A 16,786-nucleotide genomic window follows, 5' to 3' on the forward strand; every position below is an offset into this window, starting at 1 on the left:
ATGGCTCAACTTTATTAACAGAGTTTTCAACTAAGAAAACGTATCTTTGAAACTTAATTTTGGCACTATGATTGAATATCTATTTTCATACAAAAATGCACACAAACACTTCATTGATATTGATTTAAAAGTCAAGACTAGAGGCGAAAAATCACTTTCATTTCAACTTCCAGCTTGGAGACCCGGTAGATATGAGTTAGCAGACTTTGCAAAAAACATCCAAAAATGGAACGCTTTTGATGAAAATGGAAATGAAATACCATTCAGAAAAATTACTAAAGACCTTTGGGAAGTCGCCTGTGATGGTGTTGAAGAAGTGACCATTACCTACAACTATTATGCAAATGTTCTTGATGCTGGTTCATCGTATTTAGACCAAAACCAGTTGTACGTCAATCCAGTAAACTGCTGTATGTATGTAGTAGGGAGAGAAAATGAAAAATATAGTCTTGAACTAGATATACCAAATGACTATCAAATTGCTTGTGGTATTAAAGAAAATAACGGCACACTTGTAGCCGAAAATTTTGATGTATTGGCGGAATCTCCCTTTATTGCTTCAAACAGTATGCAATACGTCAGTTACGAAGTAGAAGGTGTTACTTACCATATATGGATTCAAGGACCTTGCCATCCTAAGCTAGATAAATTATCCGCTGACTTCAAGGCTTTTACTATTGAGCAAGTCAAAAATTTTGGCAGCTTACCTGTCAATGATTATCATTTTTTGTTTCAAATCACCCCTTACAGAAGTTATCATGGAGTAGAGCATACCAATTCAACTGTTATCTTGATGGGTAATGTCGAAGATGTTTTTGAAAAACAATACGACAACATTTTAGGCATTTGTTCTCACGAATTGTATCACACCTGGAACATCAAGGCTATTCGACCAAAGGAGATGTTGCCTTATGATTACAGCAAGGAAAATTACTCAAGACTAGGCTATGTGGCTGAAGGGGTAACTACCTACATGGGAGATTTGATGTTAAAACGAAGTGGTGTATTTAATTGGCAACAATTTCTAAAAACTCAAGATGAAAACCTAAAACGTCATTATGAAAACGATGGTAGACACAATATGTCAGTTGCTGATAGTGGTTTTGATTCATGGCTAGACGGCTATTCTCTAGGAATACCCAATAGAAAAACTTCCATTTATGCTGATGGCGCTTTGAATATGCTGATGATTGATTTATTTATCATAGAAAATTCTGACGGCAAATATTCACTCAATGATGTCATGAAACGATTGTATGATGAGTATTCAATTACTGGATATACAGAAGATGACTTTCAACAACTTTGTGTTGAGTACGGTGGCTTGAAAGTAAGTGAAGTGTTCAGCAATCACATTTATGGAATAGAAGATTATACAAACAGTTTAAAATCAGCCCTAGAGGTTGTTGGCTTTGAATTGGTAAAAATTAATAACCCCAACTTAAGCGCCGATAAGTTTGGTTTTATATCCATAGTAGATAATGGTAAACACATCATTAAAAAAGTTCAAAATAACAGTATTGCCGATGCTAATGGCATTGCTGTTGATGATGAAGTAATGAGTATTAATGGTATTGAAACCAAAGACAAAACAATGAATGACTTACTTAGTGATAGCACAGGAACAGTGAGCATTAAAATAAAGAAACGATTTGGCATTAGTGAAATGGATTTAGAATGTGGTCACTACTACCCTATTTATCAGCTACAAAAGCTAGAAAATGCCGATGACAAACAATTACTATACAGAACCGTTTGGGCTAAATAATTTAACTATGGCTACCTTTAAAAATTACTTATCACTTATCAAGTTTAGTCATACTATTTTTGCTTTACCATTTGCTCTAATTGGTTTCTTTTTAGCCAGTAAGGAGTATGGTTTTGAATGGCACACTTTAATTTATGTACTCTTATGTATGCTATTTGCTCGTTCAGCAGCTATGGCGTTCAATCGTTACATCGACAGAGATATAGATTTGGACAACCCTAGGACAGCACAAGTTCGAGAAATTCCAAACGGTACAATTAAGCCAAAATCGGCTTTACTATTTGTTATTTTTAACAGTTTAGCTTTTGTAGCTACAACCTACTTTATCAATACACTTTGTTTTTACCTTTCGCCCATTGCCTTATTGGTTATTTTAGGATATAGTTATACCAAACGGTTTACGGCCTTATGTCATTTAGTATTAGGTCTAGGATTATCATTAGCTCCAATAGGTGCATTTCTAGCAGTATCGGCTCAATTTTCATTAGTACCTCTATTATTTTCTGTTGCAGTGCTATTTTGGGTAGCAGGTTTTGACATTATCTATTCTTTGCAAGATGATAAATTTGATAGCGCACATCAATTACATTCAATTCCAGTAGCCTTAGGTCGAAAAAATGCACTCCTGTTGAGTCGTTTTTTACACCTTGTTACAGCAGCTAGTTTATTTTACGCAGGACAACTATTAGAAACCCAATATTTGTATTGGATAGGTTTCGTAATATTTACATTATTACTGTTCTACCAACACAGTTTGGTATCAGAAAAAAACCTCTCTAAAGTCAATTTAGCTTTCTTTACTACAAATGGAATTGCCTCTATTATTTTTGGTGCATTTGTCATTTTAGGACTACTCTTCTAAATCCTCATTTTTTTCTTAATTTCGCCTCATCAAACCCCAAGATTTATGGCTACTAAGAAATCCGATACTCAAGAACTGACTTTCAATGATTTTAAATCTTCTGTTTTAAGAGATTATAAAATAGCTTGTGAAAGTAGAGAGATGAGTTTGATGGGTCGTAGAGAAGTTCTTTCTGGTAAAGGTAGCTTTGGTATTTTTGGCGATGGTAAAGAGTTAGCCCAAATTGCTTTGGCAAGATGCTTCAAGAAAGGCGATTTTCGCTCAGGATATTACCGTGACCAAACGCTCATGATGGCACTCGGCGAATTAACAGTACAACAATTTTTTGCTGCTTTGTACGGTCACGCCGATATTGATGCCGAACCACAATCTGGTGGACGACAAATGGTAGCTCACTTTTCTACTCAGTCCTTAAATGAAGATGGTAGCTGGAAGAATTTGACTGAGCAATACAATTCTGCATCTGATATTTCGTGTACTGCTGGACAAATGCCTCGATTGGTAGGTTTGGCACAAGCCTCCAAAGTATTTAGAGAAAATAAGTTGCTAAAAGAATGGACGAGTTTTTCTAAAAATGGCAATGAAATTGCTTGGGGTACTATTGGCAATGCCTCAACTTCAGAAGGACATTTTTTTGAAGCCATTAACGCCGCTGGTGTACTACAAATACCTATGGTTGTTTCCGTATGGGACGATGGTTATGGTATTTCTGTACATAGCAAACACCAAACCACTAAAGAAAATATTTCTGAAATTCTAAAGGGTTTTCAAAGAGATAAAAAAGATAAAGGTTTTGAAATAATTAAAGTTAAGGGTTGGGACTACCCTGCTCTGATAGAAGCTTATGAAAAAGCTGAAAAATTAGCTAGAAAAGAACACCTACCTGTTTTGGTACACGTTACTGAAATGACTCAACCACAAGGTCATTCTACTTCTGGCTCTCACGAAAGATATAAGTCGAAAGAGCGGCTTCAATGGGAAAACGATTACGATTGTATAGAGTTATTTAAAGAATGGTTAATTGCCAATTCTATTGCATCAGACGATGAGTTAACACAAATGAGAGCCGATATCAAAAAAGAGGTTTCTAAACAAAAAAATATGGCTTGGAAAGCCTATCAGAATCCTATCCTTGAAGAACTCAATCAGGCTGTTGTCTTATTGGATAAGCTAATAGATGAAAGTCCAAATGGTGTGTTTATAAAGCCTATTAAAGAACAATTAGAATTTGATGCTAAACTAAACCCCCACAGAAAAAATATTTTTGGTGCTATTCGTTCCGCCTTACGTATTGTTAGAGGTGAAGACACCAATGCTAAGGCACAGCTTAAGCAAATGCTATCGGATTGGAATACACAAAACCAAGAAAGATACAGTTCACACCTATACAGTCAATCTGAACAATCTATTCTTAAAGTTAAAGAAGTTAGCCCTACTTACAATGAACAATCTGAAGAAGTGGACGCTAGAGTCATTTTAAGAGATAACTTCGAACGTATTTTGGCTGATAAGCCTGAGGTACTGATTTTTGGCGAAGATAGCGGTCAGATTGGTGGTGTTAATCAAGGGTTGGAAGGTTTACAACAAAAATTTGGCGAATTAAGAGTATCGGATACAGGCATTAGAGAAGCTACTATTTTGGGTCAAGGTATTGGTATGGCTATGCGAGGGCTGAGACCGATTGCTGAAATTCAATATTTAGACTACTTATTGTATTGCTTTCAAGGCTTATCTGACGATTTAGCAACTCTACATTACAGAACTAAAGGGCAACAAAAAGCACCCCTTATCATTAGAACACGAGGACATCGACTAGAAGGTATTTGGCATTCTGGTTCGCCTTTGGGTATGATGCTTAACGGTCTAAGAGGTATGCATGTATTAGTCCCTAGAAATATGACTAAAGCGGCTGGTTTTTACAACACCCTTTTAGCTAGTGATGAACCAGCTATTGTCATAGAATGTTTGAACGGCTACCGACTCAAAGAGAAATTACCTGCTAACTTAGGAGAATTTACCATTCCTGTAGGTATTCCAGAAATTACAAAACAAGGGAGTGACATTACCTTAGTAACTTATGGCTCTACTTGGCGATTAGTCTCTGAAGCTGCCAAAGAATTAGAAAAAGTAGAAATTTCGTGTGAAGTAATAGATGTACAATCTCTATTGCCTTTTGACATTAAGCACTCCATTGTAGAAAGTTTGAAAAAGACCAATAAAGTTGTATTTATAGATGAAGATGTTTCGGCAGGTGCTACGGCCTACATGATGCAAAAAGTATTAGAAGAACAAAAAGGCTATTTTTATTTAGATAGTGAGCCTAAAACCATATCTGCAAAAGACCACAGACCAGCCTATGGCGAAGATGGCGATTACTTCTCTAAACCCAATGCAGACGATATTTTTGAAAGTGTTTATGCCATAATGCACGACCACAACCCTACTCAATATCCAACACTATAAATGAACAAAACAACCGAGCAAGATTCCAATCACAACCATCTAGATAAGATGGATACACTTAGTCTTTTAAAAGGAATCAATCAAGAAGACAAAGGGGTTTCACTTGCCGTTGAAAGAGTTATTCCTAAGTTAGAACCTTTGGTTGATGCCATATACTCTAGAATGGCTCAAGGTGGTCGTTTATTTTATATTGGTGCAGGAACATCTGGAAGACTAGGCATTGTAGATGCTTCTGAGTGCCCTCCTACTTTTGGTGTACCACACGATTGGGTTATTGGTATTATAGCTGGTGGCGATTCGGCTATCCGTAAAGCTGTAGAATTTGCTGAAGACGATAAGCAACAAGCTTGGAAAGATTTGAAAGAATACCAAATCAATGACTTAGATACGGTTATTGGTATTGCTGCATCTGGCACAACACCCTACGTTATTGGGGGCTTAGAACAATGCAATAAGCATCAGATACTTACGGCTTGTATCTGTTGTAATGCAGACTCTGCTTTATCTAAAGTATCTCATCACCCCATTGAGGTAGTGGTAGGGCCCGAATTCGTAACAGGCTCAACACGAATGAAAGCAGGTACAGCCCAAAAATTAGTCCTGAATATGATTTCCACCTCTGTAATGATTAAGCTAGGACGTGTCAAAGGAAATAAAATGGTGGATATGCAATTGAGCAATAACAAATTGGTGGACAGAGGAACTCTAATGGTTGCTCAACAAACGGGTTTAGATTACGAACTTGCCAAAGAATTATTAAACGAATGTGGTAGTGTACGTGCTGCCATTGAAAAACACCAAAACAATGGATAAACAAAAATTAGCCAATGGTATGATGTGGATATCCATGTCCATATTCTTCATCTTCACTGCTGCCATGACCTTATACATAGCCGATAGTAAAGATAATTTATTTCTAAAGGGGCTTGGTATATTCTTTATCCTTTGCTTATTTTTCTTTGCCTACAAAGGGCTAAAAACCACACTAGACGCTTTTTTTGATAAAGAGAAGTAAATTCTAAAACGGATTAGTTGCCCATACGTTAAGCTCCGTAATGAAACCTTTATCTTCCATCTCCAAAACGGACAAAATAGAATGTGCTATTTCTTTAGGAGATAGTTTGTTGTGCACTTCTGCCCTTTCTTGACGTTCTTGGTTATAAAAAGCCGTAGTTACTTCGCTAGGATTCAACTGACAAACGCGTATATTAAATGGTCGCAATTCTGCTTGCCAACATTGTGTTAAGGCTCTGACAGCAAATTTAGAAGCGGCATAGACACTTCCTCCAGCAAAACCTTTTACACTAGCCGAAGAACCAATATTGATAATAGTACCACTCTCTTGTTCTTTCATTACCGATATGATGGATTTTGATAATAAAGCCAGTCCAAAAACATTGGTATTGAAAATTTGTTCAAAATCAGATGAAGTAACTTCTTCTATTTTCTGAAAAGTACCTATTCCCGCATTATTAATCAAAGCATCTACTTTACCATCTAAAGCTTCTATACATTGTTGAGCGTTATCAGAAATATTTTCTTGGTCTGAAATGTCAAAAACTAGGGTTTGAGCTCCCGTATATTTAGCAGCTTCTTCAAGTCTTTGAGCAGACCGTCCCGTAATCAAAACTTTCGCTCCTTTTTGTACTAAAATTTTGGCTGTTTCTTTGCCTATTCCTAGACTACCGCCAGTCAGAAGTATGTGTTTACCTTTTAAATTCATATTTAGTCTAAAGTGATGTTTTTTTCAACTGAACCGTTTTTATAAATCAGAAATTGTAGCTGATTAGATGTAGGTTGTATAGTCTTTCCCTCAAGGTTTCTTATCTCCTTAAGTTGGTTGGGCTTGGCCTCTTTGTCATCAATATTTGAGGTGTATGGCCATAGTCGTATGCCTACTGGCAAATGGTCAGAGATGCAGTTGTCGTAACCATAAAAACCATTACTAAAGTATTGCGCCATATTCATGGTTGTCACATAGTTGTATGCGTTATTAAACTCATCAAAAAGCTCATTAGTAATGATTATGTGGTCTAGGTGTGAAGGCCAAGAAGGAAAAGACCATTGTGAAGTAGGAAAATCCAAAATTGGTGTATCAGTAAACAGATAATTCTCGCTATCGTCTATAAAGGATTGAAAGACGTTGTTACTGATGTTATCTTCTATCAAATCGTTATAATCTCCTACTATGAGAACATTTTTATCTGAGAGGTTGTTGTCTATATAATATTTTATGGCATTACTGGCTGCTCGTCTTCTAGTTTCTTCATCGCCTGAGTCCGATTCGTCTAATGTACCATCACCACAACATTTGAGGTGTATGTTTATGATATAAAAGGTCATACCACTAAAACTAAGCTCTATTAAATAGGGTGGTCTGCCTGCAAAATTATTGGAGTATTGGTTGGAATTTAAGATAGAATAATGAGAAATGACTTCTACATCTTTGTGTACTAAATAGGCTAGAATTAAATTATTGTAATTATTGGGTATAATGTAGCCTGTATAATCTTCTAAGCTATTAGCTAGTTCCTGAAAAGCTTCTTCGTCATTTATCTCTTGTAAAGCATAAACATCAGCTTGCATAGCAGCCATAGCTACCGAAGTCGAATCAATAGTAGTTTGCTTGTTTTTTGGGAAAAATTCTAGATTCCACGTGACTACTTCAAAAGAACCTTCAGCACCAAAAACGAGGTCAGATAAACTTTGAGAAAATGTAAACGTTGAAACAAAAAGAAATAGAAGTATTAAGGTTTTACGCATAGGGCAAATTTACAATTTAAAGCTATACTAATAACTACGAATATTCTTATTAAATTAGCCTTTTAATAATCTTTATCCTTTATGGTTCATTTCAATAGAAGTCTATTCATAGTTGTACTCCTTTTATTTTACATAACTAACTATGCTCAATCATTGAGTAACTTAGGCTTTGGTAATGACAATACTTTCGATGTCATTACTTGGAATTTGGAAAGCTTTCCTAAAGTAGATGGTACGACTGAGAATTATGTTTCTGACATTATCGTTGAACTAGAATCAGAAATCATCGGTTTTCAAGAAATAAACAATATATCGGCTTTCAATACTATGATGGAATCTACATCGGGCTATACCGGCTATGTGCTAGATGCTAACTATGGAGGTATAAATATGGCTTTTGCAGTCAAAAATGATGTTAGCGTTATTGATGAGTATGCCATACTATCTTCTAGCACTTATAGTTATGCTTTCGCTGGAAGACCTCCTTATTTGATACATGTAGAAAAAAACAACATTGAGTATTATATCATTAATGTACACCTTAAATGCTGTGGTGACGGCAACCTGAACACCTCAGATTCATCAGATGAGGAAAACAGAAGGTTAGTTGCCCTAAACCATATTAAATCCTATATAGACAATAATTTATCTAGTGAAAATGTATTGGTTATTGGTGATTACAACGATGAATTGGACGATAATACTGACGATAATGTTTTTCAAAATTTCATTGACGATAGCGATAATTACCTGTTTGCTGATATGAGCATTGCAACAGGAAATCCTCAGAATTTTTCTTTTCCAAACTGGCCAAGTCATATTGACCACATTCTCATTACCAATGAGCTTTTTGATGAGTTTAACTCTGGCGAAAGTGATGTTACTACCATACCAGTAGATAATTATATTAGTGGTGGTTTTAGTTCCTACGATGCATTTATTACCGACCACATGCCTGTGGGTATAAGTTTGGTTTATACTAACGGTTGTACCGACCCTTTAGCACTCAATTATAATCCTGATGCAATTACCGATGATGGTTCTTGCGCCTACGATACTGGCAATGATAATATGGTGCTGTTTTTCTCTGAATATGCCGAAGGTTCTTCCAATAACAAATACCTCGAAATCTACAATCCTACATCATCGGCAGTTAGTCTAGAAAATTACGCTATGGCACTAGTGGTAAATGCTCCTACTCAAGTAGGAGTGTATGATTCTTGGCACTATTTTGATACTGGCTCATCTGTTCCTGCCAATGGCGTTTTCATTGTAGCTCACCCCTATTCTGATGCTGCTATTTTAGCTGTTGCTGATATGACCACCACACACCTCAGTAATGGAGATGATGGTATAGCTTTAGTATATGGAAATCAGCCCTCAACTAACACAAGCCCATCAGCTGGTGGATATACCGTAGTAGATAGAATTGGCGATTGGAACGGTGACCCAGGAAATGGCTGGTCAGTAGCTGGAGTTTCTAATGCTACAAAAGACCACACTCTAGTTAGAAAGTGTTCTGTTAGTCAAGGAAACGAAGATTGGACAGCATCTTCTGGAAGTACTGCCGAAAATTCTGAATGGCAAGTATTACCAAATAACGATTGGTCTGATTTAGGACAACATTACTTTCCTTGTGACATTATCATTCAAGGTTGTACAGACCCTAATTCCATTAATTATAATGACCAAGCAACAGTCGATGACGGCTCTTGTATTTGTTGTTATTTAGGTTGTACTGATGAAATTGCTACCAATTACAATCCTAATGCTTATTTTAATGATGGTAGCTGTGAATACATTAGTGGCTGTACGAATCCTTTAGCATCTAATTATAATCCTGATGCAACTTTAGATGATAGTAGTTGCATTATCGAAGATAGCCCTTGTGACTATGTGCCTAGTGGATTATATGTTGACAATATCATTCACAACAGAGTGCAATTCAATTGGAGTCAACCTCAAGAGCTCCCCTCCTATTATATGATTCGTTACAGACCCACTGGCAGTAGCTCTTGGACGGTTATGACTGCAGGAACACAAAATACAAATCCATATAGTGGGACTTCTAGGACTCGCTACTTCTTACAAGCCAATACAAATTACGACTGGTCTATTAGAGCTAGAGTAATAGATGATGAAGGTAATGTAATATGCCAATCGGCGTGGTCACAGATAGCCAATTTCATTACACTCCCTAACTGTCCTAACCTTGAAAACTTAGCTGTGGTTACGGAAGCCAATTGGGTGACACTCACAGCAGATTCTCCAAATGGTGATTTTGATATATGGCAATCTAAAGGCAAAATTCGAAAAGTAGGAACATCAGAATATAGGTATGTTAATGGTAGTAATAGTATCAACGTGCTAAAAGGTAATTTTGAGGCTAATACCAATTACGAATGGCATACCAAAGCGTGGTGTACTGGCAATGTTGATGAATTTGGAAATTCTGACTTAATGTATCACTCATCTTGGGGAGAGTATAGTTCTTTCACTACTGAAGATATTTGTGACAAAACACCTTATAATTTGTCAACTACATCCAATGCAGCAAATACGACTATTACAATGTTATGGGACACCCCTACTAACGGCTATCCAGACCATTATTTTTTAGAGCTTAACAATCTTACAACAGGACAAACATGGGCATGGAATGATGTATCAGCTTACTCAAATTCAAAAACCAAATTCGGTCTAACAACAGGTAATTATTCATGGAGAATTAGAGGAGCATGTGGTAGTAATGGTACGTCTTGGGCTACACCATTTACAGCTTTAGAATTTTATACACTTGGATCTAATCGAATTGCGAATCAAGATTATGTATTCCATGTTTATCCCAATCCATCTCAAAAGGTCTTTAATGTAAACCTTAGCCTAACATCAATTGAAGATGTAGAAATTAAAATTACTAATAATATCGGTCAAATTGTTTTTCAAGACGTACAAACACAAACAAATTCTTACAAACATAGAATTGATTTGAGCAATTTACCTAAGGCTATTTATATAATTTCAGCAAAAACAGTTTCACTTTCTATTCATAAAACCATATTTCTACACTAGAAAAGTGTTGTTTTTATTTTTTTTTATAATTTGTACTAAATAGGTACTTGCTTTCGACATATATTATTCTAATATAGTATTCTCAAATTGCGTCTAAACAATAACATACTTTAATATTTTATTTATAGTTGTTAATATTTTATGAAAAAAAACCTTAGCTCAAAAGTTAAAATTTTATTTTTAATGCTTTTGTATTATCAAATACTAGCATTTTATGTATTATCTTTTATTATACTGATTAATACCAATGGAATGATAAGTACTAACATTAAAAGTAATATAATATTACTGATTTTACCCACCCTTATACCAGCCATACTATCAATCGTTGGAATTTATAAAATCACTATTTACTCTGATGAGGATTTATTGAAAATAAAATCTACTAATGTATTTTTATGGTTTTCTAAAGATAAAACAAAGACCATTCAAATTCCAAAGCTTCCTACAATTAGCGTCAAAGATAAATCAAGCTTTCTAGGTCTCAAAAAAAGTCTTTTGATAACAATCAAAACAAAAAATAAGCATCGCATAAATGTTTCTATTTTAAGTAAAGATGAAAGAAGAAATTTAATCGATAACATTAACAAAATGAAAGTCGATTAAAATGTACAAAGTTAAGCATACATACTTTTTCGATGAATTAAAAAATAATACCGAGGATAAAGTAAAATTTAAAGTCAATAGCTTAGGTAATTGTAACCTTCTTTCTGAAATTATTCTCGAAACCATTGACGAATACGTTAACTACAACACTATTCGTCGAATTTATGGCTTGGCACCTTATGTAAATACTCGAACTAAAACTCTTGATATTTTAGCTCGTTTTAATGGTTATAAAAGTTACTCACACTATATACAAACTTATTCTTACAAAAATAGACTTACAATTTCTGATCGAATATACAAAGTCATCAATAAACCTGAACAAAAAGAGCTTAATCAACTAGTAAAAGATATTCGAAAAAGTTCTGAAGATAATATAAGCTTATTGTCTCTACTTATCAGAGAACTTATTTACAATAAACAATTCAAGGCCTTGAATAATATATTTTATCTGAAAGAATTACAATATGAGACCTTTTCATATCATGAAATTTTAAGCTTAGGAAATTCTATTGGAATTATTTTTAGAAAAAAAAATGTAGTAAATCAAGAGTTGTTGCAAAATAACAATTTCCTAAGGATTGTCTTCTTAATATTTGTTGATTATAGTAGTATAAATAGCTACTATGGAGAGTGGGCCAAGTACATCAATGAAACTTCAAGAGACAAAGAGATTAAGCTTTTTACTTCAGCTATTTTAGAATTCAAAAAACATCTAAATAATGAAAAAGTTGAAGATAATTTTGAAAAGATGGCTTTTAGCTAAAATTTACACCCTGTTTTGTGTAGTCGTCTATTGTCCGTGAAAATTATGGCTAAAAATTATGATAATATTAACGACTTATTACATAATTACTCTGAAAAACATAATATTTTAGAAAAGAAAAATATTGATTATTTTCTAGAAATCTCTGTTATCGCTATCATCGATAAGAACATTACAATAATGAAATATGTCATAGATTATTTCAAAAATGAAAATCAAATATTCAATAGTGACTACATGTTATTTTATCTGAATATTTATTTTTTAATGTGCTCTTTTTATTACAAGTTCACCAAAGAGAAAAATCTTGAAAAACAATATTTCAAATTATTTAATTTTGACGAAATTAGATACAGTTACGAAGATATTGTTAGTGTATTTTTACTAATATATAATCATTCTAACGAAACGAAAATCGCTAATAGAAAAAGGATTAGAGATGAATTCATCAGCTTACATAAAACTTTAAACTATAAGAAGTTTTCTATTGATTATTTTGATAATTACTTTACAACAAAATAGTTAAGGAATTGAGCATCTGGTCTTTCTTAAATATAAAAGCTGAAAATTTGGTCTGTTAATAAACTTAATTGCCTACCTAAGCTTTTTTTAGCAAAACTGTTAATTATTTACTTCATTCAAACTAAATTATTAGATTTGAAGCAACTTAACTATTCAATTATGAAAGCATTTTTTTATCTACTTATCCTTTTAACTATCTCAACTTTTTACTCTTGTGGTGATGAAGAAGAAGTTACTATGAATGAAAATTTAGTTTATACAATTTTTGATATTACAAATGGAAATGGTAGGTCCTTTAATGTAATGACTCAAGCTGGAAGTGAATCTTTTACAGCCAACTCCAATAGTTTTTCATTTACTACTAATACATTTTCTGCCACAGCATTAAGTGGAACTACATTTTATTACATGATGCAATTATACTTTGACTATGCAAATAATGATGGATGTGTAGATGTAAATGCAAAAACATATCTTAACGGGAGCCTATATGAAAATAGAAGTTATTCAATAGGGTATGCTAATTTTCCAACAGACCTTTGTCCTAATAACACTACTATTGGTGAAATGTATGGTATTATTGCAGATTAGATTACATCTCAGTCTAATCCAACTATTCTAAAGAAATTTTAAACTTGCAGTTAAAACTGATACTTCAGTAAATTCTAAACCCTCACTTTTTAGTGAGGGTTTTAATTTAAATCTATTTACATTCACAACCAAAGGCCTCGATAACTGCAACAGTTTGGTCATATTCATCTTTACTATCAAAGTCACTTTCACATACTTCTGATTGGTCTAAAGTAACTTCTGAAGGGCAATCTGCACATTCTACACATTTTTTACCACAAGACATAAATGTAAAAGATGAAATAAAAAGAATTGATAAAATTAATTTGAAATTCATAATGGTTAAGTTTAATAATTAGATTCAAATATATTAAATTTCTAATTCTATCCTATCACTTACCAATAAACTTAGTGACTTATTAGTTAGCTCCTAAGCTCTTTACATAAGTACTTATATTGTACTATTTCATTCAAACTAAATTATTAGATTTGAGGGCACTTAACTATTCAATTATGAAAACATTATTTACTCTACTTATTTTATTGATTCCATTTATTGGAATTTCACAAACTGTTTATGTTACTAACACTAATGACTCTGGTCCAGGCTCTCTTAGAGATGCAGTTATTAACGCATCTGATGGAACTACTATTAGATTTGATGAGAGTATTAATAATCAAACAATTACTTTATCAAGCAGTTTAACTTCTAATGCCAACATTAGAATTGTTGGTAATGCTGATGACCAAACATCATCATTGATTAAATTTGATAACTCCTTTTTTTCTTACGGTGAGTTAATAATTGATAGTATTGACATTCATCCTAATTCATTACAAGATTTTGTTTTTTTCCACATATACAATGACTTTCAATTTATAAATTCATATGCCTATAATATTGAATCAAGTGCTAAAATCTTTTCAATTCAGTCTGAAAATAGCGATATAAATATTAACATTCAAAATAGTAATTTTATAAATATTCCTGGTAAATTATTTTATTTACATTCTCCCAATATAAATTTTGATTTAAGTTTTTGCTATGGAAATAACATAAATACATTTATAGATGATTTTATATTAAATGGGTCCTCTGATATATCAATTTCATATTCAGAATTTAATAATTCAAAGATTATCACCAATACAGCAATCGAAAAATTAGAAATTTTTAACTCAACATTTAATAATTTTGATATTTCAAATTCAAATGGCCTCAATATGTCTTATTATTATCTAGGTGAAAACATAAATTTAAATATAGATTCATCATCTTTTTACAATTCTAATTTAAATTTTAACCCTAGCTTAGGTTATGAAATTTTTACTGATTTACAAATAGCTAATTCTAACTTTAATAATTGTTTTTTAGAATTTCGTGGTCAGGGAAATCTTGAAAATGTCGATATAAACAATTTTGAATCTTTAGCGTTAGAATTAATAAGCATTAATAATTCAACAATATCATCAAATGGATCACAAAACAATTTTATGACATTTTCTTTGGATAGTTATGATGCTAATTACAGCCTAGATTTTAATAAAAATATTTTTGATTGTGATATTCTATTAAATGGAAATGAACTAGTTGATAATTACACTTTTATTGAAAGTTCACTCAATGGGAATTTATCAACAAATGACATAGATAACTTAAGTTTAGTTTCTTGTATTTTAAAAGATAATGATAATTTAAGTTTAGTAATTGATAACGAACAATGTCAAAATTGTAACACTTTTATAAAATCGTCATTTTTTAGTAATAACCAAGGTGGTTTTTATTCATTTAATTATATGATTTATCAATTTGGAGGTAATTTAGAAATTGAAAATTCTACATTTTACAATAATGATAATGTAATTTATTTTGGTTCTGGAACTGATATCAGCGTTAAATCTTCAACATTTTATCAAAATGAAATTGGTTTAAATCTTATTCAATGGCAGCCTGAGGAGACAGGCTCTGTAACTTTTTATAATAGTATAGTTGGTCATATTAACTTTACATTTGGAAGTTCTATAATTGCTTCTGGTTATAATATTTTTAGTAATTCATTAAACAATTTACCTGAAACTAATTTTGATGGTATTTCTGATTTAAATCTTTCATTGATTGATGATAATTCATCAATAACACCTTACCTTTTAGCAGATTATTGTAGTATAGCACACGACAATGGCGACCCTAATTTTGAGGGTTCAATTGTTAATACAGAAGTTCCTGTTAACATAAAAGATATTGGATCAGCAGAAAGAACAGATATTTGTGATGAAAATGAATCCACTTGGTCTTGTAATAATGAATTTGCTTGTGTTGAATTATCTGACGGAAGTGGAAATTTTCAATCTCTAGAAGAATGCGAATCTAACTGTTCAGTTATAATTGAAGATAGTTGGAATTGTGTTAACGATGCTTGTGTAGACCCATTAGATGGAAGTGGTGAATTTTCTACTTTAAACGATTGTGAACAAGTATGTCAAAATATATCTTCAATTAATGAAAATTTAATTGATGTAAATATATTCCCTAACCCCTCATCTAACATTTTTAATCTTGAATTTAACTCAGATTCTGAAACTGAAATTTTAGTGACAAATATCTTAGGAGAGCAAGTTTATTTTGAATCTATAAATACTTTAGGGGAGCTTTATACTCAAATAGATTTATCTAATGAGCAAAAAGGTGTTTACAACCTCACTATTAAAACCTCTGATAGAATAAGTAATCATAAACTGATTCTTCAGTAAATTCTAAACCCTCACTTTTTAGTGGGGGTTTTTTATTACACCCCACTCTACTTATCACTACCAATAAATTTAGTGAAATAGAAGAATCCCCTTGTAACACATACTTAATTGTTGCCATAGTTAATTAGTTTTTTTTCATTCAACAAAATTATGTGGTTTTAGTCAACGCTTAGTCAACCAAACACCAATTTATATGGGCTTATGTGGGTTTAAATGGGTAAAAAATAATTAGTTTGAAAAGTTATAAAAAACTGATATTCAATTGCTTACAAGCCTAATCACTGGTGAAAAATAGACATAAAAAAAGGGAGCGCAAACTCCCTCTAGCGGTCTGGACGGAACTCCCAAATAGTTTACGAGGATTTACAAGGATTGACAATATAACCTAGTAAATTAAAGTTTTTATAAAATCTGTCAAAAACTCAGTTCATCCGTGAATAACTAGGTAACCAAAAAAGTGTTAAACAAACTGTTAAACACTTATTTTTGAGATGTGAAAGTCAATTTTTACATAGGGACTAGAGATAATATACTTTTAAGCATAAGCTATAACGGTAAACGATTGCAAACAACAATTGGTTTACAATGCTCCAAAAAGAATTGGAACTCTAATAAGCAAAGAGTGAAAAGCTCAGTTTCTAAT

At 32.8% G+C, this 16,786-nt stretch carries 14 protein-coding genes; 11 read left to right on the top strand and 3 right to left on the bottom strand.

All coding sequences use genetic code 11. The annotated features are described in order from the left end of the window. The first annotated feature begins 67 nt into the window (after positions 1-67). Genes ISP71_07450 through ISP71_07470 form a run of 5 tightly spaced genes read left to right on the top strand, consistent with a single transcriptional unit; the run spans position 68 to position 6,108 of the window. On the top strand, positions 68-1,768 hold the full coding sequence (locus tag ISP71_07450) for a M61 family metallopeptidase (GenBank protein MBL6663921.1): 1,701 nt from the start codon (positions 68-70) through the stop codon (positions 1,766-1,768). A gap of 7 nt (positions 1,769-1,775) precedes the next feature. Next, complete coding sequence (locus ISP71_07455) at positions 1,776-2,630, top strand: UbiA family prenyltransferase (protein ID MBL6663922.1); 855 nt, start codon at positions 1,776-1,778, stop codon at positions 2,628-2,630. 45 nt (positions 2,631-2,675) lie between these two features. Further along, a complete protein-coding gene (locus ISP71_07460) occupies positions 2,676-5,093 on the top strand; it encodes a transketolase (GenBank protein MBL6663923.1) in 2,418 nt (805 codons plus the stop codon). Then, positions 5,094-5,906 (top strand): N-acetylmuramic acid 6-phosphate etherase, encoded by an 813-nt coding sequence (gene murQ / locus ISP71_07465; GenBank protein ID MBL6663924.1) that lies wholly within the window; start codon positions 5,094-5,096, stop codon positions 5,904-5,906. After that, entirely contained in the window at positions 5,899-6,108 is a 210-nt protein-coding gene (locus ISP71_07470; protein ID MBL6663925.1) for a hypothetical protein, read from the top strand. The genes murQ and ISP71_07470 overlap by 8 nt, the downstream gene beginning before the upstream one ends. 3 nt (positions 6,109-6,111) lie before the next feature. Here ISP71_07470 and ISP71_07475 read toward each other — a convergent pair whose 3' ends face one another. Beyond that, a complete protein-coding gene (locus tag ISP71_07475; protein ID MBL6663926.1) occupies positions 6,112-6,816 on the bottom strand; it encodes an SDR family oxidoreductase in 705 nt (234 codons plus the stop codon). 2 nt (positions 6,817-6,818) lie between these two features. Next, complete coding sequence (locus ISP71_07480; protein MBL6663927.1) at positions 6,819-7,856, bottom strand: endonuclease/exonuclease/phosphatase family protein; 1,038 nt, start codon at positions 7,854-7,856, stop codon at positions 6,819-6,821. An 81-nt stretch (positions 7,857-7,937) separates the two neighbouring features. Here ISP71_07480 and ISP71_07485 point away from each other — a divergent pair, with 81 nt between their 5' ends. From ISP71_07485 to ISP71_07505, 5 genes are all read left to right on the top strand, one after another. Next, positions 7,938-10,928 carry a lamin tail domain-containing protein gene (locus tag ISP71_07485; protein ID MBL6663928.1) on the top strand — a complete coding sequence of 997 codons (2,991 nt, stop codon included), beginning with the start codon at positions 7,938-7,940 and terminating at the stop codon, positions 10,926-10,928. Positions 10,929-11,069: 141 nt separating this feature from the next. Next, on the top strand, positions 11,070-11,534 hold the full coding sequence (locus ISP71_07490) for a hypothetical protein (protein MBL6663929.1): 465 nt from the start codon (positions 11,070-11,072) through the stop codon (positions 11,532-11,534). A 1-nt stretch (position 11,535) separates the two neighbouring features. Next, entirely contained in the window at positions 11,536-12,300 is a 765-nt protein-coding gene (locus tag ISP71_07495; protein MBL6663930.1) for a hypothetical protein, read from the top strand. Between the two features lie 45 nt (positions 12,301-12,345). Then, a complete protein-coding gene (locus tag ISP71_07500) occupies positions 12,346-12,822 on the top strand; it encodes a hypothetical protein (protein MBL6663931.1) in 477 nt (158 codons plus the stop codon). A 159-nt stretch (positions 12,823-12,981) separates the two neighbouring features. Then, entirely contained in the window at positions 12,982-13,413 is a 432-nt protein-coding gene (locus ISP71_07505) for a hypothetical protein (protein ID MBL6663932.1), read from the top strand. A gap of 112 nt (positions 13,414-13,525) precedes the next feature. On the opposite strand, the gene ISP71_07510 is transcribed toward ISP71_07505, so the two are convergent. After that, on the bottom strand, positions 13,526-13,729 hold the full coding sequence (locus tag ISP71_07510; protein ID MBL6663933.1) for a hypothetical protein: 204 nt from the start codon (positions 13,727-13,729) through the stop codon (positions 13,526-13,528). 176 nt (positions 13,730-13,905) lie between these two features. On the opposite strand from ISP71_07510, the gene ISP71_07515 reads away from it, so the two are divergent. Continuing rightward, positions 13,906-16,143 carry a T9SS type A sorting domain-containing protein gene (locus tag ISP71_07515; GenBank protein ID MBL6663934.1) on the top strand — a complete coding sequence of 746 codons (2,238 nt, stop codon included), beginning with the start codon at positions 13,906-13,908 and terminating at the stop codon, positions 16,141-16,143. The last annotated feature ends 643 nt before the right edge of the window (positions 16,144-16,786 follow it).

The organism is Flavobacteriales bacterium (assembly GCA_016779995.1).
In the GTDB taxonomy this organism is placed as follows: domain Bacteria; phylum Bacteroidota; class Bacteroidia; order Flavobacteriales; family UBA7312; genus UBA8444.